Consider the following 21,428-nt stretch of genomic DNA (forward strand, 5'->3'; position numbering starts at 1 on the left):
CTGTCGCGACCCGATGCAAGCGCTGAATTTCAGGCTGTCTGAGTGCCTGCGGCGCCCCTTACATGCCCATGCATATGCTGCTATGTCATTTTGAAAAAGCACCGTAAAAAACGGCGAAACTCGGGACTTCGAAAATGACCAGACAGACCGCCACCATGACGTCTTTTGCCAATCATATGCCGGATGTGGTGGCAATCCGCCGCCACCTGCACCGTCACCCTGAAATAGGGCTCTCCGAGTTCAAGACCTCGGATTTCATTGCCGAACAATTGCTGGCGATGGGGTACGAGGTAACGCGCGGGCTCGCCGGCACTGGCGTTGTCGCCACGCTGCGCAATGGTGACAGCACGCGCACGCTTGGCATTCGAGCCGATATCGACGCCCTGCCGATCCACGAAGAAACGGGGACGGAATATGCGAGCGCCAATCAGGGCGTGATGCATGCCTGCGGCCATGATGGCCACACTGCCATGCTGCTCGGCGCAGCGAAGATCATAGCCGAGCGCAGGAATTTTAACGGAACACTGCATCTGATCTTCCAGCCGGCGGAGGAAAATTTCGGCGGCGCCCGCATCATGATCGAGGACGGCCTGTTCGACCGCTTTCCCTGCGATGCGGTTTTTGCACTCCACAACGACCCCGGCCTGCCCTTCGGGCAGTTCGTGCTGCGCGACGGGCCGATCCTTGCCGCGGTCGACGAGTGCAAGATCACCGTCAACGGTTATGGCGGCCACGGTGCCGAACCGCAGGATGCCGCTGACCCTATCGTTGCCGGGGCAAGCATCATCATGGCGCTGCAGACGGTGGTTTCACGCAACATCCATCCGCAGCTGTCGGCGGTCGTCACCGTTGGCGCCTTCCATGCCGGTGCTGCCAGCAACGTCATTCCCGAAACGGCGGAAATGCTACTGACCATCCGTTCCTTCGATCCGGGCGTGCGCGATGAGCTGGAAAAGCGCATTCGGGCGATAGCCGAAGGCCAGGCGGCCAGCTACGGCATGAGCGTCACCATCGATTACGAACGCGGTTATAATGCAACCGTCAACCACAGGGCGGAAACGGATTATGTCGCCGATCTCGCCCGCCGTTTTGCCGGGCCTGAAAAGGTCGCAGAAATGCAGCGCCCGTCGATGGGCGCGGAAGACTTCGCCTACATGCTGGAGAAACGACCGGGCTGTTATTTCTTCCTCGGCACCGCACGAACCGACAACGACCCGCCGTTGCACCATCCAAAATTTGATTTCAACGACGAAATCCTGCCAATCGGAACCGCTTTCTGGGTCGATCTTGCGGAAGATTACCTGAAGTCGTGAATGGGAATGAAAAAGGCCGGTCGGAGGAGCGACCGGCCTTTTGTTCTCAAATTACCTGATGAGAAGATCGGGAGGATCAGGGAACGAGACCGAATATGACGGCAGCGACAAAGGCCATGCAAACGCCGACGAGAGCCGCATGAACCGAATCTTTCCAGTTGCGCGGCGACTGGGGCTGCGAAACAAAGTCTTTTACTTTTCCTGCCTTGGAATAAGACATTGTACACTCCCTTCCTGCTCGGCCCTTCAAAGCGGGCATTGCTTATTTCACTCGTAGAATAGCTTTATTCTCCACCGTTTCAGTAGAGATAATATTCCATAAGATAGGTGCATCGGGAAAAATACGGATTGCAACTTGCCGGGCAGCAAGCATCAATCTACCCATTGCGCTGCATCAGCGCGACGGGGCGCTTTCCGTCTGAAGGCAATGCGGACACGGAAAATACCATGACAGATATCGACGCCATCATCATTGGAGCCGGTGTGATCGGCCTGGCGACAGCGCGAGAACTCGCTATGCGCGGCCTCTTCGTCGTCATCCTGGAAAGCGAAAGGGAATTTGGCTCGATCACTTCCTCCCGCAACAGCGAAGTCATCCACGCAGGCCTTTATTACCCGCCTGGAAGCCTCAAGGCCCGACTTTGCGTGGAGGGCAAGGAGCGTCTTTATGCTTTCTGCCAGAGCCACGGCGTTGCTCATCGCCGCTGCGGCAAACTCATCGTCGCCACGAGCCATGAAGAGACGGCCATGCTCGCCACTCTCCAGGAGAAGGGCAAGGCCAACGGATGTAACGATCTTGAGCTGATTGATGAACGACAGGCGGTTTTACTCGAACCCGCGCTCACCTGCGTTGCAGCCCTTACGTCACCTTCGACCGGTATCATCGACAGTCACGGATACATGCTGGCGCTGTTCGGAGACGCACAGGATCACGGCGCAGCCATGGCCGTCAACACCCCCTTCGAAAGGGCGGAAGTGGCGGGCGATGGTTTTCGGATCCACGTCGGCGGCGCGGAGCCCACCAGCCTGACGTGCCGGCTGCTCATCAATTCCGCCGGACTTGTTGCGCCGATGGTGGCAAGAAAGATAGAGGGATTGCCGGAGGATGGTATCCCGCAGGCGCGTTTCGCCAAGGGCAGCTATTTTTCGCTGGCCGGCAAGTCACCCTTTTCAAGGCTCATCTATCCGGCACCTCATACTCATGGCCTTGGCGTACATCTCACCCTCGATCTTGCTGGCCAGGCTCGTTTCGGCCCGGATGTGGAGTGGGTGGACGCCATCGATTACGCCGTCGATCCCCAACGCATGGAAGGTTTTGATGATGCGATACGGCGTTATTGGCCGCGCCTTCCCGACCATGCGCTGATCCCGGCCTATTCTGGAATCCGGCCGAAGATTTCAGGTCCGGACGAACCCGCTATGGATTTCCGCATTGACGGGCCGGAGACGCATGGCGTCAACGGTCTCGTCAATCTCTTCGGCATCGAAAGCCCCGGCCTTACTGCCTCGCTGGCCATCGCCAACGAGGTCGCGGCGCGGCTTGGGGCTTGATCCCAACCCGCTCAGCCGAAACGGGACAGCGCACCCGTCATGACCTCCGGATCGACATTGCCGCCGGAAGCGACTGCGATCACCGTTTCACTCTCCAGTTCATCGCCATGGAAGAGGGCCGCCGCCAGGGCCACCGCCCCACCGGGCTCAACGACGATCTTCAGCCGGTTGAAGGCGAGAACCATTGCCCGCAGCGCTTCCTCTTCAGTCACGGCGATGCCTTTCCCGCAAAGCCTAACCATGATCGGGAAGGTAATGTTACCGGGCTGCGGCGTAACGATCGCATCGCAGATCGAACCCGAGGTCGTGGCGTTCCGCTCGATCTTGCCCGAGGCAAGAGAGCGTGCCACATCATCGAACCGCTCCGGTTCCGAAGTCCTGACCTTATAGTTCGGTGCTTTCGCTGCAAGCGCAAGGGATATGCCGGATGTAAGGCCACCGCCGCCGCACGGCACCAGGATCTCGGCTGAATCGATACCCAGTTCCGCGCCCTGTTCAGCAATCTCGAGCCCCACCGTCCCCTGCCCGGCAATGACCAGCGGTTCGTCATAAGGCCTGATCAGCGTCAACCCGCGCTCGCGCGAAATGCGGTCCCCAATGGCATCGCGATCCTCATTCGCGCGGTCATAAAGCACCACCTCCGCGCCATAAGCACGGGTATTGTCGATTTTGATCTTCGGTGCATCCATCGGCATGATGATGACGGCGGGAACGCCGTGGAAGCTGGCGGCAAGCGCCACGCCCTGCGCATGGTTACCGGAGGAAAAGGCGATGACGCCTTTGGCGCGGACCTCCGCAGGCAGGCCTGAGACGGCCGACCAGCCGCCACGAAACTTGAAGGAACCCGTTCTTTGCAGGCATTCAGCTTTTACGAAGAGCTTTCGCCCGGCAATCTCGTCCAGAAAAGGTGATGAGAGAAGCGGCGTGCGAACCGCTTGAGTGCCGATGCGCTCCCGCGCGGCTTCTATCATCGAAATATCAGTCATGTCCTGCCCCTATAATGCGGATGTGCAGGCACCTTATGAGGTCACACGCATTTACGAAACCGCCCGAAAAGAAAAATCCCCGGACGTGGCCGGGGATTCTGGTCGTGTGATCAATGATTGTGCCGGGGCATCTTCTCGGCAATGCGGCGGAAATCCGCAGCGCCTTCCAGAACCGCGCCGTCCGAAAGCTGCGTTACCGACTGACGATAAATGCGCTGCCAGGGCGTCGCATCCGCGGGAACAGCGGGAATGCCGTCTGCCTTGCGGGCTGCAAGCTCCTCATCCGGCACCAGCGCGTTACACTCGCCCTTGTTGAAGTCGATGCGGATCACATCGCCCGTGCGAAGCCAGGCCAGGCCACCGCCGGCCGCACTTTCGGGCGAGGCGTTGAGAATGGATGGGCTGTCCGCCGTTCCCGATTGCCGGCCGTCGCCGATCGTCGGCAGGCTGGTGATTCCTTTTTTCAAAAGCGCATCCGGCGGCTGCATGTTGACGACCTCGGCCGAGCCGGGCCAGCCAAGCGGCCCCGCACCACGAATGACGAGAATGGTACGCTCATCAATATCGAGGGACGGATCATTGATGCGGGCGTGATAGTCTTCCGAACCGTCAAAAACCACGCATCTGCCCTCGAAAATTCCCTCGTGCCCCGGCTCGTTGAGATAGCGCTGCCGGAACTCCGCCGAGATCACGCTCGTCTTCATGATGGCGAAATCGAACAGATTGCCCTTGAGAACCAGGAAACCTGCCCGTTCCTTCAGCGGATTTTCATAAGGAAGGATCACATCTCGGTCGGTCGATTCCCGACCTTCCAGATTTTCAGCCACTGTTCTACCGGTCACGGTCCGACAGCTTCCATCGAGCTTGCCCGCCTGCAGAAGCTCCCACATGATGGCGGGCGTGCCGCCGGCGCGGTGATATTTCTCACCGAGCCATTTGCCGGCCGGCTGTATGTTGGCCAACAGCGGAATATCGTAACCGTGGACCTGCCAGTCCTCTTCACGGAGTTCAACGCCCGCATGTTTCGCCATCGCCGCGAGATGCGGTTGGGCATTGGTGGAGCCACCGATTGCCGAGTTGACGCGGATCGCGTTCAGGAAGGCTTCGCGCGTCATGATGTCCGAGGGCTTGATATTCTCAACAACCAGTTCGACGGCGCGGCGACCGGTGCGATAGGCCATCTGGCCGCGTTCACGGTAAGCGGCGGGGATTGCACCGCAGCCGGTAAGCGACATGCCGAGCGCTTCCGCCATGGCGTTCATGGTCGACGCCGTGCCCATGGTGTTGCAATGCCCGACCGATGGCGCGGATTCCAGAGCCGCCTGCAGAAATTCCTCCCGGGTGATTTCGCCAGCGCCATATTTGCGGCGCATGCGCCAGATCACAGTGCCGGAACCGACCAGATCGCCCTCATGATAACCGTCGAGCATCGGCCCGCCGGAGAGCACGATGGCCGGAATATCGACCGTGCTTGCCGCCATCAGTGCCGAGGGCGTGGTCTTGTCGCAGCCCGTCGTTAACACGACACCGTCGAGCGGATAGCCGTAAAGCACTTCCACGAGGCTGAGATAGGCAAGATTGCGGTCGAGCGCCGCCGTCGGGCGCTTGCAGTTTTCGAACATCGGATGGGTCGGGAATTCGATAGGAATACCGCCCGCATCACGGATGCCGTCGCGCACACGCTTCACCAATTCCACATGGACGCGGTTGCAGGGCGTAAGATCGCTGCCGCTCTGGGCGATGCCGATCACCGGCTTGCCGGAACGCAGTTCTTCCGGCGTTACGCCATAATTCATGAAGCGCTCCAGATAGAGCGCCGTCATGTCGAGATGATCAGGGTTGTCGAACCAGTCCTGCGATCGCAGCCGGCGCATGGGTGTCTTCTCGTCGCTCATAAGCCTGCCTCAGCCCTGTTCGCGGTTGTTGAGTTTTTCGAGGTAAAGCAGGATGCCGCTGTGATCGATATCGGCACCGCCGTCACCAACGAAGTCGTCGAATTCCCGCGTCACCTGCTGCGTAAGCGGCAGGGTAAGCGACAGGTCCTTCGCGGTTGCCAACACGCCATTCAGATCCTTGAGCTGGAATTTGGATGGACCACCCGGCACGAAATTGCGCTTCACCATGCGTTCGCCATGCAATTCCAGTATCCGGCTTTCGGCAAAGCCGCCACGTATGGCATTGCGGAAACCTTCGCGAGAGGCTCCTCCCGCTTCCACCAGCATCATCGCTTCGGCAACCGCGCCGATCGTAATGGCGACGATCTGCTGGTTGGCGAGCTTGCAGAGCTGGCCGGCACCCGAGGGACCCACATAGGTGAGCCGGCCCATCGGTGCAAAGACATCAGCAAGATCCGCGATCAGCGCCTCGTCTCCACCGGCCATGATGGCGAGCGTACCGGCCGTCGCGCCCGGCACACCGCCCGAAACCGGTGCATCGACGTGATGGATGCCAAGCGCCTGAAGCCGGGAGGAGTGTTCACGCGCGATCGGCGGCGCAATCGAGCTGCTGTCGATGACGACAGCCCCCTTTTTCAGCGCTTCGGCCACACCGGCCTCGAACAGCACCTCGCCCACGGCCTTGCCGTCACTCAGCATGGTGATGACAATATCGGCGCCCTTGGCTGCATCTGCCGGCGATGCCGCGACGACCGCGCCATCGGCAACAAGAGCCTCGGCCTTATCGACACTGCGGTTCCAGACCGTGACCGAAAAGCCCGCACCCAGCAGGCGCCGGGCCATCGGCCCTCCCATCAGGCCGGTGCCGATAAAGGCGACCGAGCGCTTCTTCTCCTCCCCGCCGCCACTCATTTCAGTGAACCTCCCAGTTCGTCCTCAATATGAACCTGAATAATCTCTTCGAAGGAGCTTTCCGCCGTAAAGCCCAGTTCGCGGGCACGCTTGGCTTCGAAACTGGGTGCCCAGCCTTCGCACATGCGCATGATCATCTCGTTCGGCTCGCGACGGATGAGGGCGACGGCCTTTTCCCCCGCCACCTTGCGCAGTGCCTCAATCTGTTCGCCGACGGTGGCGCTGAGGCCCGGCATCGACAGGTTGCGGCGCGGGCCGACCTTTTCGACGTCGATCGTGGCACCATGAATAAGGAAACCGACCGCGGAACGCGGCGAGGCGTGCCAATGGCGAATGCTTTCCGGCACCGGCAGAACCGCCTCCTGGCCAACCAGCGGCTCGCGCAGGATATTGGAGAAGAAGCCGGAGGCAGCCGCATTCGGCTTGCCGGGACGAATGCAGATAGTGGGAAGGCGAATGCCGATGCCGTCAAAGAAACCGCGGCGGCTGTAGTCGGACAGGAGCAATTCGCAGATAGCCTTCTGCGTACCGTAGCTGGTCAGCGGCGTGGTGTGGAATTCGTCCGGGATCGGATAGGGAAGCGGCGCACCGAAGACGGCAATCGAGGAGGTGAAGACCACGCGCGGCTTGTAGCCATCCTTGCCGTTGGCAAGGCGGATGGCATCGAAGAGATAACGCGTGCCGTCGAGATTGATGCGGTAGCCCTTGTCGAAATCGAGTTCGGCTTCGCCGGAGACGATAGCGGCAAGGTGGAAGATGACATCCGGACGGGCTTCGACCAGCTTTTCGGCTTCGCCAGGTGCGGAAAGATCGGCCGCGCGCGCATCGACGGCACCGGAAAAACCGGCGGGCGCTTCGGGCTGGAACACGTCGATAAGCGTGAATTTCTCCACCGCCTTGCCACCCAGTGACCCGTCCTTGACGAGACGCTGCGTCAGCTTGCGGCCCACCATGCCAGCGGCGCCAATAATTGCGATATGCATGTCTTCCTCCTCTTTGTCCCGGTCGTTCTCCCGAGACCGAAAAAACATCATCAGCCAACCGACCGATAAATTAGCTTGTAAGGTTGTCTGATAACCTTATATGATCGAGTTGAAAATAGTATTTTTTCACAAACCGGCAAAAGCAAGGGCGAAGAAGCCTTGCCCGGACATTTCAGGGCGGATTGAGCGGAGAGGGTGGAATGACGATCGTCAGCGAACACGATATCGGGGAATTGCGATTCTCGCTGAAGAACAGGTTGGGCGAGGCTTTGGTGCTCACGTCGCCGGAGGACATGCTGCGTTATTGCCGGGACTGGCATGGCGACGTCACCAGTTCGGCTGTAGCCGTGATCCGTCCCCGGTCGACGGAGGAAGTATCTGATACGGTGCGCGCCTGCGCCGAACTCGGACTCGCCATCATCCCTCAGGGCGGCAATACCGGTCTTGTACTCGGCGGCATTCCTGATGCGCCTAAACGCCAAGTCGTTCTGAGCCTCGAGCGCATGAACGCCATCCGCACCATAGACAGCGATGATTTTTCCGCCGTCGTGGAAGCGGGCTGCATTCTCTCGGAATTCAAGGACGCGGTGCAGGACAAGGGTATGTTCTTCCCGCTATCACTTGGGGCCCAGGGTAGCTGCCGTATAGGCGGTAATGTCTCCACAAATGCCGGCGGCATCAATGTGCTGCGGTACGGGATGACGCGCGAACTGGTCCTGGGTCTCGAAGTGGTGCTACCGGATGGCACTATCTGGAATGGGCTGTCGACGCTGCGCAAGGATAATCGCGGCATCGACCTGAAGCAGCTTTTCATCGGTGCGGAAGGAACGCTCGGCATTATCACCGCCGTTGCCGTCAAGCTTTACCCCAATCCGGAACACGTCGAAACGGCGCTGCTCGGCCTCAATTCGCTTGACGATGCCATCAAGCTTTACCGTCGCGCCCGTCGCGAATGCTGCGACCTGATGTCTGCCTTCGAATTTATGCCGCCGGTCGCCTTCACGCTGGCGATCGAGGCAATCCCCGACCTTAAAATGCCGATCGCCGGTGACTACCCGGCCTATGTACTGATGGAAATTTCAGGCTCCGGCCTGGTCGACACCGCAGACCTGATGGGCCGCTTCCTCGAAGGCGTCATGGAAGACGGGCTGGTGCTGGATGGCGTCATCGCATCGTCACGGGCGCAGGCGCAATCGCTTTGGCTATTCCGCGAAGGCATGAACGAAGGCCAGGCGCTGCGCGGCAGCCATATGCGCACCGATATTTCCGTACCGCTGTCAAAACTCGCGGCTTTCGTGGCCGAAGCCGAGGCGGAACTGGCGGAAAAACTGCCGGAGTGCCTCGCTGTTTCCTACGGCCATGTGGGAGACGGAAACGTCCACCTCAACGTGCTGCCGCCAAACGGTTCGACGCCGGAAGAGCGCGAAGCATTCATCTACAAGTCCAAAACGCTCGTCAATGAGGTGCTCGACCGTTACGTCGGCAGCATCAGCGCCGAGCACGGCATCGGCCGGTTGAAACGCTCGGATTTCGAAAGCCGGCTATCTGACGTGCAGCGGCGGATGATCACTGGCCTGAAAAACACCTTCGACCCTGATTTGCGGATGAATCCCGGTTGCCAGATAACCCTGCAACCGGATAGCTAATCAAGGCACGGCAGAGGCGGCTGAAAAACGCCGCCTTAAAAAACCCCGCTGACGGCGAAGGAGGAAGTCGTCTGCAGCGGGAAAAACGAACCAATCGTTTCTGTGGAACGGGAGCAACCATGACGCTGGAGTTCAATCAGATACATCGCAACGATCATCTCCCCGGCCGCATCGCCGCAGAGATCGCACGCGAGATCAACGATTCGAAACTCGGGCCGGGCGACAGGCTGCCGACTGAACATGTGCTGGCAAAAACCTTCGGGGTGAGCCGCTCTGTCATCCGCGAGGCGATAGCACAATTGCGCAATGAAGGTTTCGTCGAAACCCGGCAGGGCGTGGGCGCATTCGTCACCGATCCCCGGCAGAGACTGTCCATCCGTATCGAGCGCTCCCGGCTGAACGATCCGGAGAACTTCCGCGATCTTTTCCAGCTTCGCATGCCGCTGGAAATAGAAGCAGCAGGGCTGGCGGCATTGCATCGTAGCCCGCAGCAGTTGGCGCGACTGGCCGCGGCACTGGAAAAGATGAAAACCGCTGACGATTGGTCGACGGAAGGCGTTGCCGCCGATCTGGACTTCCACCGTATTCTGGCTGAGGCCACACAAAACGAATATTTCCTGATGTTCCTCGGCTTCATTGCGGAGCGCATCAGTTCCGCCATCAACATCGCTTTCTCCCGGGCGGTTTTTGGGGAAATTCTCGAGGTAACGATTGCCGAACATGTGGCAATTTACGAGGCCGTGGAAAAAGCTGATGCGCCCGCGGCCAAGAACGCGATGCGCAAGCATCTGATCGGTGCGGCAAGCCGCGTCAATCTGGAGCTGGATATATTTTGACTGCAAAAAGTCACTGGCAGTCAAGCTATAGGACAGGTTTCCGCGCTTCATGAGCGATACATGATAAATTTGTCCGCGAGACCGCTAGACTCGCTCGAAAAGTCATACTAAGAAGAATAAGATTAGGTTGTCAGACATCCAGACAATAAGACCGCAGGAGGCGGCCTGTCGGAAGTCTGAAAGGGGAGGATATACATGGCCGGCGTAAGGTCGATCGACGCTACCGCAATTTTGCCTGAGGATTATGAAAACGCTTTGCTCGTCGGCCGCGTCTGGTCGAAAAGCGAAGGCGGCCCCTGCCCCGTCCTCCTCAAGGATGGCGTGCTTTATGACCTCACGTCTGTTTCTCCAACCATGTCAGAGCTTCTGGAGAAGACCGACCTGGTGGAGCAGCTCAAGGACACCGGTACTTTCGTCGCCTTAGGCGCGCTGGACGCGTTTCTGGACGGCTCAGCCGGCGATCTCCTCGCTCCCAACGATATTCAGGCCGTCAAGGCTGCAGGTGTCACCTTCGCCGACAGCATGCTGGAACGCGTGATCGAGGAACAGGCCAAGGGCGATCCGCTGCGTGCGCAGGAAATTCGCGGACGGCTGGCGCCTGTTCTTGGCGACAATCTCAAGGGACTTGAGGCCGGCTCAGAAAAAGCCGCCGAGGTGAAAAAACTGCTCCAGGAAATGGGCCTCTGGTCGCAATATCTGGAAGTGGGCATCGGCCCGGATGCGGAAATCTTCTCCAAGGCGCAGGCCATGGCCTCCGTCGGCTGCGGTGCCCTGATCGGCGTCCATCCCAAATCGCAGTGGAACAACCCTGAGCCGGAAGTGGTGTTGGCCATCACCTCTGACGGTCGCATTGTCGGCGCGACGCTCGGCAACGACGTCAACCTGCGCGATTTCGAAGGCCGCTCCGCCCTGCTGCTCAGCAAGGCGAAGGACAACAATGCCTCCTGCGCAATAGGCCCGTTCATCCGCCTGTTCGATGGCAACTTCAGCATTGAAGATGTGAAGAAGGCGCAGATTTCTCTTCTGGTCGAAGGAGAGGATGGTTTCACCATGACGGGCATCAGCCCCATGGAGGCGATCAGCCGCACGCCGGAAAACCTCGCTTCGCAGCTCTTGAACCGTAACCACCAATATCCTGACGGCGCAGTCTTTTTCCTTGGCACGATGTTCGCGCCGGTAAAGGACCGCCATGGCCCAGGTCTCGGCTTCACCCATTCAAAGGGTGACCGTGTCGAAATCTCCACGCCCAAGCTCGGTAAGCTGATCAACTGGGTCACGACGACTGACGAATGCCCGGAATGGACGTTCGGCACCGCGGCACTGATGCGCAACCTGGCGAAACGAGGGCTGCTCTAGATATTTCTTCGGGAGGGGAAAATGCAAAAGACCATCAATCTCTTTTACCGGATTCTCGAAATCATTCTCGTCGCGCTGCTTGCTGGCATGTCGATCATGGTCTTCGTCAACGTCGTCATGCGTTACACGATGAATTCCGGCATCAATGTCTCGGAAGAGCTGTCACGCTACTTTTTTGTGTGGCTGACCTTCCTCGGCGCGGTACTGACCTTCCGCGAGAACAGCCATATGGGCATTGAAACGCTCGTGATGTTTCTGTCGCGCCGCGCCCGAATCGTCTGCATGATCATCTCGAACATCATCATCCTGGCCTGTTCCGCCATCTTCTTCTGGGGCACCTGGAAACAGTCTGGCATCAACGCCAGCATGCACGCGCCGGTCACCAAGCTCTCCATGATCTGGGTCTATGGCATCGGCATGTTCACCGGCGGCCTGATGTTCGTCATCGCGCTGGAACGCCTGTACCGCCTTCTGACGGGACGCGTGACGGAAGACGAAATCGCCCAGTTTGCGGGCGAGAACCTGACGATCGAACAGCTTTCGGAGCGCTGATACCATGACACTTTTCGTTTTTGTCGGCTCTCTTCTGGGAGCCATGGCCATTGGCGTTCCCGTTGCTTTCTCGCTGATGTTCTGTGGCGTCGTGCTCATGTGGTACATGGGCATGTTCAACACCGCTATCATCGCGCAGAACATGATCTCGGGCGCAGACACCTTCACCCTGCTTGCCATCCCCTTCTTCATTCTCGCTGGCGAACTGATGAATTCCGGCGGCCTGTCCCGCCGCATCATCGACTTTGCGATCGCGCTGGTCGGCCATATCAGGGGCGGCCTCGGCATCGTGGCCATCGTCGCTGCCATCATCATGGCCAGCATCTCCGGTTCGGCCGCAGCCGATACCGCAGCCCTTGCCGCAATCCTCATCCCGATGATGGCGAAGGCCGGTTACAATATTCCGCGCTCCGGCGGCCTGATCGCAGCCGGCGGTATCATCGCCCCGGTCATTCCGCCGTCCATGGCGTTCATCGTCTTCGGTGTCGCCGCTAACGTTTCGATCACCCAGCTTTTCCTTGCCGGTATCGTGCCCGGTATTCTGATGGGCATCTCACTGATCGTCGCCTGGCTGATCGTGGTGCGCAAGGATAACGTCAAGCCGCTGCCGAAAACCACGGCCAAGGAACGCGTTACAGCCACGGCCCGCGCCGGCTGGGCGCTCGGCATGCCCGTCATCATCCTCGGCGGTATCAAGGCCGGCATCATGACGCCGACGGAAGCCGCCGTCGTGGCTGCCGCCTATGCGCTTTTCGTCGGCATGGTGATCTACCGCGAACTGAAGCCGGCGGACCTGTTCCACGTGCTCCTGCGCGCCGCCAAGAGCACCTCGATCATCATGTTCCTGGTCTGCGCGGCCCTCGTCTCCGCATGGCTTATCACAGCTGCGAACATTCCGAACGAAGTTGCCGGTTACATCGAGCCGCTGATCGACCGTCCGATGCTGCTGATGGCTGTCATCATGGTGCTGGTCTTCGTCGTCGGCACCGCGCTTGACCTGACGCCGACCATCCTGATCCTGACGCCAGTTCTGATGCCCATCATCAAGCAGGCGGGCATCGACCCGGTCTATTTCGGTGTTCTCTTCATCATCAATAACGCCATCGGCCTGATTACCCCACCGGTTGGCGTGGTGCTGAACGTCGTCAGCGGCGTCGGCCGCATCCCGCTCGGCAAGGTCACGATCGGTGTCTGGCCGTTCCTCGTCGCCGAAACCATCGTGCTGGCGATGCTGGTGATTTTCCCGGACATCGTCCTCGTGCCTCTGCAGTACCTACGTTAAGTGAAACTTTTTCTCGACCACAATCCAAGGGAGGATATTATGAGAAAGCTTCTTCTGACCACCACGGCAATCGCCTTCGCAGTTGGCGCGGCAGCGCCGGCAATGGCCGAATTCAACAGCCGCAACATCCGCGTTTCGAACGGTATCAACCAGGATCATCCCGTCGGCAACGGCATCAAGGCCATGCAGGCCTGCCTCGACGACAAGTCCGGCGGCAAGCTGAAACTGACGGCATTCTGGGGTGGCGCTCTCGGCGGTGACCTTCAGGCGACACAGGCCCTGCGCTCCGGCGTTCAGGAAGCGGTCGTCACGTCGTCCTCGCCGCTCGTCGGTCTCATCCCGTCGCTGGGCGTCTTCGACCTGCCATTCCTCTTCGCCAATGCCAAGGAAGCCGATGCCGTCATGGACGGCGCCTTCGGCGACATGATGAACAAGAAGCTGGAAGAACAGGGCCTCGTAAACCTCGCTTACTGGGAAAACGGCTTCCGCAACCTGTCGAACTCCAAGCATGCCGTCAACAAGTGGGAAGATTTCTCGGGCCTCAAGGTCCGCGTGATGCAGAACAACATCTTCCTCGACACCTTCCAGAACCTCGGTGCAAACGCTACGCCGATGGCTTTCGGCGAAGTCTTCTCGGCGCTTGAGACCAACGCGATCGATGCCCAGGAAAACCCCTATGTGACGATCGACACCTCGAAGTTCTACGAGGTGCAGAAGTACATCACGGAGACGAACCACGCTTACACGCCGTTCCTCTTCCTCTTCTCCAAGCCGATCTTCGACAGCTATACGCCGGAAGAACAGGCAGCCCTGCGCGAATGCGCAGTTGTCGGCCGTGACGAAGAGCGCAAGGTCATCCGCGAACTGAACCAGAAGTCGCTGGAAAAGATCAAGGCTGCCGGCCTCGAGGTGAACTCGCTGTCTGCCGAAGAGCAGGCGCGTATCCGCGAAAAGTCGATGGTCGTTTACGAAAAGCACAAGGCTGAAATCGGCGCCGACGTCGTTGACGCCGTTCTGGCGGACCTCAAGAAGATCCGCGGCCAGTAAGCCTTACAGCCTACGATGAAAAACACCCGGAGGTTCGCCTCCGGGTGTTTTTGTTTGTGAGGACAGTCAATAGAAAAAGGCTGCCGAAGCAGCCTCTCAGTTCACGCCGTGCGGTTTTGCCGGTTGGCGATGAGGTCCTCGACGACAGCAGGATCAGCGAGCGTCGACGTATCTCCCAGCGCACCAAAATCATCCTCGGCGATCTTGCGCAGGATGCGCCGCATGATCTTGCCGGAACGGGTCTTCGGCAGGCCGGGCGCGAACTGGATCTTATCGGGTGTCGCAACCGGTCCGATCTCGTTGCGCACGTGTTTTACCAGCTCTTCGCGCAGCGCATAGTCGCCGTTCTGCCCCGCCATCAGCGTGACATAACAATAGATGCCCTGCCCCTTGATCGGATGCGGATAACCCACCACGGCCGCTTCCGAAACCTGATGATGCGACACCAGCGCCGATTCCACCTCGGCCGTGCCGAGACGATGACCGGAAACGTTCAGCACGTCATCGACGCGGCCGGTGATCCAGTAATAACCATCCTCATCGCGCCGGCAGCCATCACCGGTGAAATACTTGCCCTTGTAGGTGGAGAAGTAGGTGTCGATGAAGCGCTGATGATCGCCATAGACGGAGCGCGACTGGCCCGGCCAGCTGTCGATGATGCAGAGATTGCCGTCCGCCGGCCCCTCCAGCACATTGCCTTCGGCATCGACAAGCTGCGGCTGCACACCGAAGAACGGCCTTGTCGCCGAGCCGGGTTTTAGATCGGTCGCACCCGGCAGCGGCGAGATGAGAATGCCGCCGGTTTCCGTCTGCCACCATGTATCGACGATCGGGCTCTTGTCCTCACCGACAACATGGTAATACCACTCCCATGCTTCCGGGTTGATCGGCTCGCCCACGGTGCCGAGAAGACGGATGCTGGAGCGCGACGAGCGCTGGACGAACTGGTCACCCGCACCCATCAGCGATCTGAGCGCTGTCGGCGCCGTATAGAAAATATTGACCTTGTGCTTGTCGATGACTTCCCAGAAACGGCCCTGATCCGGAAAATTGGGAACACCTTCGAACATCAGCGTCGTCGCGCAATTGGCCAGCGGTCCATAGACTATATAAGAGTGTCCCGTGACCCAGCCGACATCGGCCGTACACCAGTAGACCTCGCCATCCTTGTAATCGAAGACATATTCATGCGTCATCGACGTATAGACGAGGTAGCCGCCCGTGGTGTGCAGCACGCCCTTTGGCTTGCCGGTAGAGCCCGACGTATAGAGGATGAACAGCGGATCTTCCGCGCGCATCTTCACAGGCGGGCAATCCGGTTTCACCGTGGCGATTTCCTGGTGGTACCAGATGTCGCGGCCCGGCGCCCAGCCGGTCTTGCCGCCGGTTCGGCGCACCACCAGAACCTTGTTGACAATGACATATTGCTTGGCGGCGATATCGATCGCCTTGTCGGTATTTTCTTTCAGCGGTATCGGCTTGCCGCCGCGCACACCTTCATCGCAGGTGATGACGAAGGTAGACTGGCAGTCAACGATGCGGCCCGCCAGCGCTTCCGGCGAGAAACCGCCGAAGACGACCGAATGGATCGCCCCGATGCGCGCACAGGCGAGCATCGCATAGGCTGCCTCCGGTATCATCGGCATATAGATGGTGACGCGGTCGCCCTTCTTGACGCCGTGCTTCTTCAGCACATTCGCCAGACGGCAGACATAATCATAAAGCTGGTTATAGGTGATCTTCTTGTCGATATAGGGGTTGTCACCTTCCCAGATGATCGCCGTGCGCTCGCCATGCGTCTTCAGATGCCGGTCAATACAGTTGTAGGAGACGTTGGTGAGGCCGTCCTCGAACCACTTGATTGGCACCCTGCCCTTGAAGGACGTATTCTTGACCTTGGTGTAAGGCTTGAACCAGTCGATCCGACGGCCATGCTTGTCCCAGAATTTTTCTGGATCCTCGACGCTCTCCTGGTACCATTTCTGGTAACGCTCATTGTCGATGAGCGTGCGGGCTTTCGCCGACTTGAGCACCGGGTAGATTTTGGCAGACATGAACTCCTCCTGGAACCGGGTATGGCTTCTGACGCGGCCCGAGACTCCCACCTCAGGCATGTGTTGAATTCATAGCAGGTCAATTGCGCACGGCAATTAGACAAAGGTCATTTGTTTCGCAAAGAATTGCAATTATGATGCAATCCGGTTATAGAGCGGCAATATCCCGGAAATCAGTGGTTGATACCACGCCCGCGACACCGGCGCGGACGGACAGAAGGACTGTATCTATGGCTCAACAATTGCTCATGCCAAAGGCAACGGCTGTATGGCTGGTTGACAACACCGCGCTGTCGTTCGATCAGATCGCCACGTTCTGCAAACTGCACCCGCTTGAAGTCAAGGCAATTGCCGACGGTGAAGCCGCGCAGGGCATCAAGGGCCTCGACCCGATCGCCACCGGACAGCTTTCCCGCGACGAGATTGCCCGCGCTGAAGCCAATCCGAACCATAAGCTGAAGCTTTCCGAGCCAAAGGTGCGCGTGCCCGAATCCAAGCGTCGCGGTCCGCGTTACACGCCGGTTTCCAAGCGTCAGGACCGTCCAAACGCCATTCTCTGGCTCGTTCGCAACCACCCGGAACTGAAGGATGCGCAGATTTCGCGTCTCGTCGGCACCACGAAGTCGACCATTGAGCAAATCCGCGACCGTACCCACTGGAACTCGGCAAACCTGACGCCGATGGACCCGGTCACACTCGGCCTCTGCAGCCAGATCGATCTCGACCTCGAAGTCGAGCGCGCCTCGCGTGGCCGTCCGCTGCCGACCGCCGAAGAGCTGGACAACACACTGCAGCCGGCGACGGCAACGGAAGGTCTGGATTACAACTTCCAGCGCGAAGAAGACGAACAGATCGACGCCGATGCGGTCTTCAAGAAGCTCTCCTCGCTGAAATCCACGCAGAAGGACGAAGACGAGGACGATCAGTACTGATCGACGTTTTCGAATGCTTGAAACCCGGCCTGAGTGCCGGGTTTTTTGTTTATGGCCTTATCGTGTGCCGAAGATCGCCGAGCCCACACGAACACTGGTCGCGCCGAATTCGACGGCCGTTTCGAAATCACCGGACATGCCCATGGAGAGTTTTTCCAGGCCACATTGCTTGGCAAGCTTCGCCAGCAGCGCAAAATGCGGACCGGGATTTTCATCTGCCGGCGGAATGCACATCAGCCCCTCGACAGCCAATTTCAACTCATCCCGGCAAAGGGCCACGAAAGCGATGGTCTCACGCGGATCGATGCCCGCCTTTTGCGGCTCGAGCCCGGTATTGACCTGCACATAAAAACGAAGGCTGCGGCCTTGTTTGCTGCATTCCTCGGCAAGCGCGCGGGCGATCTTTTCGCGGTCGACGCTCTCGACGACATCAAACAATGCCACGGCGTCCGCAGCCTTGTTGGACTGCAACGGGCCGATCAGATGCAGTTCTATGCCATCAGTCTTCTCTTTCAGCGCCGGCCACTTGCCCTGCGCTTCCTGCACGCGGTTCTCCCCGAACACGCGCTGGCCGGCATCGATGACGGGCTGGATCGCTTCCGCTTCGAAGGTCTTCGATACCGCGACGAGGGCAACATCTGCCGCCTTGCGGCCGGATTTTTCCGCCACATCCGCAATGCGCTGCCTGACATCCTGAAGTCGTGCTTCGATTTCCATCACAAGACCTTTTTTAACCGTTCGAACCGCTAACTAGACGCCGATCGCCTTGATGCCAAGCGGCTTTAGCACCATTTGAGGCACGCTGGCCAAGATTGAACGTCCGAACGCCCCGCCAAACTTGACGCCCCGGTCGTTTCATGGTGAAGGTCAGCGCACATTTTTCCCCTCGATACCCGGAATTTTAGACAATGGCCATCGAACGTTACAATCCTCGCGACGCCGAGCCGCGCTGGCAGCAAAAATGGAACGAAGACAAGGTCTTCGTGACAGACAACAGCGATCCGCGTGAGAAATATTACGTTCTGGAGATGTTTCCCTATCCGTCGGGTCGCATCCACATGGGCCATGTCCGCAACTATGCCATGGGTGACGTCGTCGCCCGCTACAAGCGCGCCCGCGGTTTCAATGTCCTGCACCCGATGGGCTGGGACGCCTTCGGTATGCCTGCCGAAAACGCCGCCATGCAGAACAAGGTTCACCCCAAGGACTGGACCTACCAGAACATCGCCACCATGCGCGGCCAGCTGAAATCCATGGGTCTGTCGCTGGACTGGACACGCGAATTCGCGACCTGCGACGTGGAATATTACCACCGCCAGCAGGCGCTGTTCGTCGATTTCATGAAAAAGGGTCTGGTCTATCGCAAGCAGTCCAAGGTCAACTGGGACCCGGTCGACCATACGGTTCTGGCCAACGAGCAGGTGATCGACGGCCGTGGCTGGCGCTCCGGGGCGCTGGTCGAACAGCGCGAGCTGACGCAATGGTTCTTCCGCATCACCGATTTCAGCCAGGACCTGCTGGACGAGCTGGACACGCTGGATCAGTGGCCGGAAAAAGTGCGCCTGATGCAGAAGAACTGGATCGGCCGTTCCGAAGGCCTGTCGCTGCGCTGGCAGACTGTTGCTGACACGGCACCGGATGGCTTCTCTGACATCACGGTTTACACCACACGCCCCGACACGCTGTTCGGTGCCTCCTTCCTGGCCATTGCAGCCGACCACCCGCTGGCGAAAGAACTGTCGGAAAAAAATCCTGCGATCGCCGAATTCTGCGATGAATGCCGCCGCCATGGCACGTCTCTGGCCGCGCTGGAAACGGCTGAAAAGAAGGGCATCGATACCGGCGTCAAAGTCGTCCATCCGCTGGATCCGACCTGGGAACTGCCAGTCTATGTCGCCAACTTCGTGTTGATGGATTACGGTACCGGCGCGATCTTCGGTTGCCCTTCCGGCGACCAGCGCGACCTGGATTTCGCCCGCAAATACGGCCTGCCGGTCGTGGCGGTCGTCGCCCCTGAGGGCCCGGATGCGGAAAGCTTCACGGTCGATGACACCGCCTACACCGACGACGGCGTGATGATCAATTCCGGCTTCCTGAATGGCATGAAAACGACGGATGCCTTCGAGGCAGTCGTGCAGAAGCTGTCGGCGCAGACGCTGGGCAACGCGCCTCAGGCCGAGCGCAAGGTCAATTTCCGTCTGCGCGACTGGGGCATTTCCCGCCAGCGTTACTGGGGATGCCCGATCCCGGTCATCCATTGCGAAGTCTGCGGCGTCGTGCCGGTTCCGAAAAAGGACCTGCCCGTCAAGCTGCCCGACGATGTGACCTTCGACGTGCCCGGCAACCCGCTGGATCGCCACCCCACGTGGCGTCATGTCTCCTGCCCGCAATGCGGCCATGACGCGCGTCGTGAAACCGACACGATGGACACCTTTGTCGATTCCAGCTGGTATTACACGCGCTTCACCGCGCCGTGGGAAGATGCACCGACCGATCCGAAGGTCGCCAATCACTGGCTGCCTGTGGATCAGTATATCGGCGGCATCGAGCACGCGATCCTGCACCTGCTCTATTCGCGCTTCTTCACCCGTGCGATGCGCGAAACAGGTCATGTCGATGTCAAGGAACCCTTCAAGGGCCTGTTCACCCAGGGCATGGTGGTTCATGAGACCTACAGCCGTGGTGAAGGCACTGCACGCGAATGGGTGCCACCTGCAGATCTGCGGATTGAGGAAACCGACGGCACACGCCGCGCCTTCCTGCTGTCATCAGGCGAAGAGGTGAAGATCGGCTCGATCGAGAAGATGTCGAAGTCGAAAAAGAACGTGGTCGATCCCGATGATATCATCGCATCGTACGGCGCCGATACCGCACGCTTCTTCGTGCTTTCGGACTCGCCGCCGGATCGTGATGTGATTTGGTCCGAATCGGGCGTCGAGGGCGCGAACCGCTTCGTACAACGCGTCTGGCGCATCATCGGTGAAGCTGCCGAGGAGCTGAAATCCGTCAGGCCGAAGCCTGCAACCGAGGGTGAAGGGCTGGCGGCCTCCAAGGCGGCCCACAAGACGCTGAAGGCTGTTCAGGAAGATCTGGACAAGCTCGCCTTCAACAAGGCCATTGCCCGCATCTATGAACTGGTCAACGCGCTCGCCGGTCCGCTTGCGGATGTCGCTGCGGGCGGCAAATCCGACGACGTCAAGGCAGCAGCGCGTGACGCCGTCGAAATCCTGATCCGCATCATCGCCCCCATGACGCCACACCTGGCGGAAGAATGCTGGGCGGCGCTGGGCAATGAAGGCTTGGTGGCTGAAGCGTCATGGCCGACCTTCGTGCCTTCGCTGGTGGAAGAAAACGATGTGGTCATGCCCGTGCAGGTCAATGGGAAGAAGCGCGGTGAATTGACAATCGCGCGCGATGCGGATCAAGATGCGGTCCGCGCGGCTGCCCTTGCTCTGGATGCCGTCAAATCTCTTCTTGCCGGCGGCGAGCCCAAGAAAGTCATCGTGGTTCCGCAGAGGATTGTGAACATTGTTGTCTGACGTTTTTTCGAGATGGAGCCGCGTCGCGGCAGCAATTTCCGTCGTGATGATGGCTGGTCTTCTGGCGGGCTGCCAGGTGCGCCCGCTCTATGGCGAGGCTTCCGGCACCAAGGAAAGGCTGGCGGCCGTCAGCGTCTCCGATATCGGCGGCAGAGTTGGACAGGAAGTTCGCAACCAGCTAATCTTCCTTCTGGCTGGCGGCGCTGGGCAGCCGACGACGGCGCAATATAACGTCAAGGTTTCGGTCAGCTCGAGCGCTTCCTCGACAGAGGTGCAGAATTACGACCTAACCACACGGACGAACAACAACTACGACGGGCCGTATCCAGGCCGTGTCATCATGAGCGGCCAATACGTGCTGACGCGCATTTCCGACGGTCAGATCCTGCGCTCCGCACGCCGCAGCGTGACGGCGCAGGTGGATCTGCCACAGCAGGAATTCGCCAAGATCCGGGCGACCCGCGACGCCGAAAACCGTGCGGCGCGCGAACTTGCCGAAATCATCCGCACCGACATCGCCGCCACCCTCGGCCGCTGAGAGCGG

Annotated in this window: 18 protein-coding genes; 11 read left to right on the top strand and 7 right to left on the bottom strand. The window is 59.4% G+C overall.

The features are described from left to right. Positions 1 to 134 precede the first annotated feature (134 nt). Complete coding sequence (locus WA845_RS22165) at positions 135 to 1,313, top strand: amidohydrolase (RefSeq protein WP_162719096.1); 1,179 nt, start codon at positions 135 to 137, stop codon at positions 1,311 to 1,313. 76 nt (positions 1,314 to 1,389) lie between these two features. Here the strand turns inward: WA845_RS22165 and WA845_RS22170 are convergent, their stop codons facing one another. After that, the gene (locus WA845_RS22170) at positions 1,390 to 1,533 is read right to left on the bottom strand and encodes a hypothetical protein (protein WP_004443999.1); all 144 of its coding nucleotides are present in this window, start codon (positions 1,531 to 1,533) and stop codon (positions 1,390 to 1,392) included. A gap of 227 nt (positions 1,534 to 1,760) precedes the next feature. Between WA845_RS22170 and WA845_RS22175 the strand changes: the two genes are divergently transcribed. After that, the gene (locus WA845_RS22175; protein WP_112553124.1) at positions 1,761 to 2,864 is read left to right on the top strand and encodes an FAD-dependent oxidoreductase; all 1,104 of its coding nucleotides are present in this window, start codon (positions 1,761 to 1,763) and stop codon (positions 2,862 to 2,864) included. A gap of 11 nt (positions 2,865 to 2,875) precedes the next feature. Here WA845_RS22175 and WA845_RS22180 read toward each other — a convergent pair whose 3' ends face one another. The 4 genes from WA845_RS22180 to denD form a co-directional block, all read right to left on the bottom strand. Further along, positions 2,876 to 3,850, bottom strand: a complete 975-nt coding sequence (locus tag WA845_RS22180; RefSeq protein ID WP_112553122.1) for a pyridoxal-phosphate dependent enzyme — start codon at positions 3,848 to 3,850, stop codon at positions 2,876 to 2,878. A gap of 110 nt (positions 3,851 to 3,960) precedes the next feature. Beyond that, the gene (locus WA845_RS22185; protein ID WP_112553120.1) at positions 3,961 to 5,745 is read right to left on the bottom strand and encodes a dihydroxy-acid dehydratase; all 1,785 of its coding nucleotides are present in this window, start codon (positions 5,743 to 5,745) and stop codon (positions 3,961 to 3,963) included. Positions 5,746 to 5,754: 9 nt separating this feature from the next. After that, on the bottom strand, positions 5,755 to 6,657 hold the full coding sequence (locus tag WA845_RS22190) for an NAD(P)-dependent oxidoreductase (protein ID WP_004444009.1): 903 nt from the start codon (positions 6,655 to 6,657) through the stop codon (positions 5,755 to 5,757). Next, a complete protein-coding gene (gene denD / locus WA845_RS22195; RefSeq protein WP_112553118.1) occupies positions 6,654 to 7,640 on the bottom strand; it encodes a D-erythronate dehydrogenase in 987 nt (328 codons plus the stop codon). Before denD ends, WA845_RS22190 begins: the two co-directional genes overlap by 4 nt. 200 nt (positions 7,641 to 7,840) lie before the next feature. Here denD and WA845_RS22200 point away from each other — a divergent pair, with 200 nt between their 5' ends. From WA845_RS22200 to WA845_RS22225, 6 genes are all read left to right on the top strand, one after another. After that, entirely contained in the window at positions 7,841 to 9,286 is a 1,446-nt protein-coding gene (locus WA845_RS22200; RefSeq protein WP_035207983.1) for an FAD-binding oxidoreductase, read from the top strand. 119 nt (positions 9,287 to 9,405) lie between these two features. Further along, entirely contained in the window at positions 9,406 to 10,122 is a 717-nt protein-coding gene (locus tag WA845_RS22205) for a FadR/GntR family transcriptional regulator (protein WP_035207984.1), read from the top strand. 195 nt (positions 10,123 to 10,317) lie between these two features. Next, positions 10,318 to 11,478 (top strand): fumarylacetoacetate hydrolase family protein, encoded by a 1,161-nt coding sequence (locus WA845_RS22210; RefSeq protein ID WP_112553116.1) that lies wholly within the window; start codon positions 10,318 to 10,320, stop codon positions 11,476 to 11,478. Positions 11,479 to 11,499: 21 nt separating this feature from the next. Then, positions 11,500 to 12,030, top strand: coding sequence for a TRAP transporter small permease (locus WA845_RS22215; RefSeq protein ID WP_004444021.1), 531 nt, complete (start codon positions 11,500 to 11,502; stop codon positions 12,028 to 12,030). Between the two features lie 4 nt (positions 12,031 to 12,034). After that, positions 12,035 to 13,312 (top strand): TRAP transporter large permease subunit, encoded by a 1,278-nt coding sequence (locus tag WA845_RS22220; RefSeq protein ID WP_112553114.1) that lies wholly within the window; start codon positions 12,035 to 12,037, stop codon positions 13,310 to 13,312. 39 nt (positions 13,313 to 13,351) lie between these two features. Then, positions 13,352 to 14,359: a TRAP transporter substrate-binding protein gene (locus WA845_RS22225; protein WP_004444024.1), complete on the top strand. Its 1,008-nt coding sequence runs from the start codon at positions 13,352 to 13,354 to the stop codon at positions 14,357 to 14,359. Positions 14,360 to 14,460: 101 nt separating this feature from the next. On the opposite strand, the gene acs is transcribed toward WA845_RS22225, so the two are convergent. Next, positions 14,461 to 16,413 carry an acetate--CoA ligase gene (gene acs, locus WA845_RS22230; RefSeq protein WP_004444026.1) on the bottom strand — a complete coding sequence of 651 codons (1,953 nt, stop codon included), beginning with the start codon at positions 16,411 to 16,413 and terminating at the stop codon, positions 14,461 to 14,463. A gap of 230 nt (positions 16,414 to 16,643) precedes the next feature. Between acs and WA845_RS22235 the strand changes: the two genes are divergently transcribed. Continuing rightward, complete coding sequence (locus tag WA845_RS22235; protein WP_006698297.1) at positions 16,644 to 17,345, top strand: DUF1013 domain-containing protein; 702 nt, start codon at positions 16,644 to 16,646, stop codon at positions 17,343 to 17,345. Positions 17,346 to 17,402: 57 nt separating this feature from the next. Here the strand turns inward: WA845_RS22235 and WA845_RS22240 are convergent, their stop codons facing one another. Then, positions 17,403 to 18,062: a YggS family pyridoxal phosphate-dependent enzyme gene (locus tag WA845_RS22240; protein WP_072495178.1), complete on the bottom strand. Its 660-nt coding sequence runs from the start codon at positions 18,060 to 18,062 to the stop codon at positions 17,403 to 17,405. Between the two features lie 191 nt (positions 18,063 to 18,253). On the opposite strand from WA845_RS22240, the gene leuS reads away from it, so the two are divergent. Then, positions 18,254 to 20,884 carry a leucine--tRNA ligase gene (gene leuS, locus WA845_RS22245; protein ID WP_337322577.1) on the top strand — a complete coding sequence of 877 codons (2,631 nt, stop codon included), beginning with the start codon at positions 18,254 to 18,256 and terminating at the stop codon, positions 20,882 to 20,884. After that, complete coding sequence (gene lptE, locus WA845_RS22250) at positions 20,877 to 21,422, top strand: LPS assembly lipoprotein LptE (RefSeq protein ID WP_006698300.1); 546 nt, start codon at positions 20,877 to 20,879, stop codon at positions 21,420 to 21,422. The genes leuS and lptE overlap by 8 nt, the downstream gene beginning before the upstream one ends. Positions 21,423 to 21,428 lie beyond the last annotated feature (6 nt).

It is taken from the genome of Agrobacterium sp. CMT1, assembly GCF_037203725.1.
Lineage (GTDB): Bacteria > Pseudomonadota > Alphaproteobacteria > Rhizobiales > Rhizobiaceae > Agrobacterium > Agrobacterium pusense.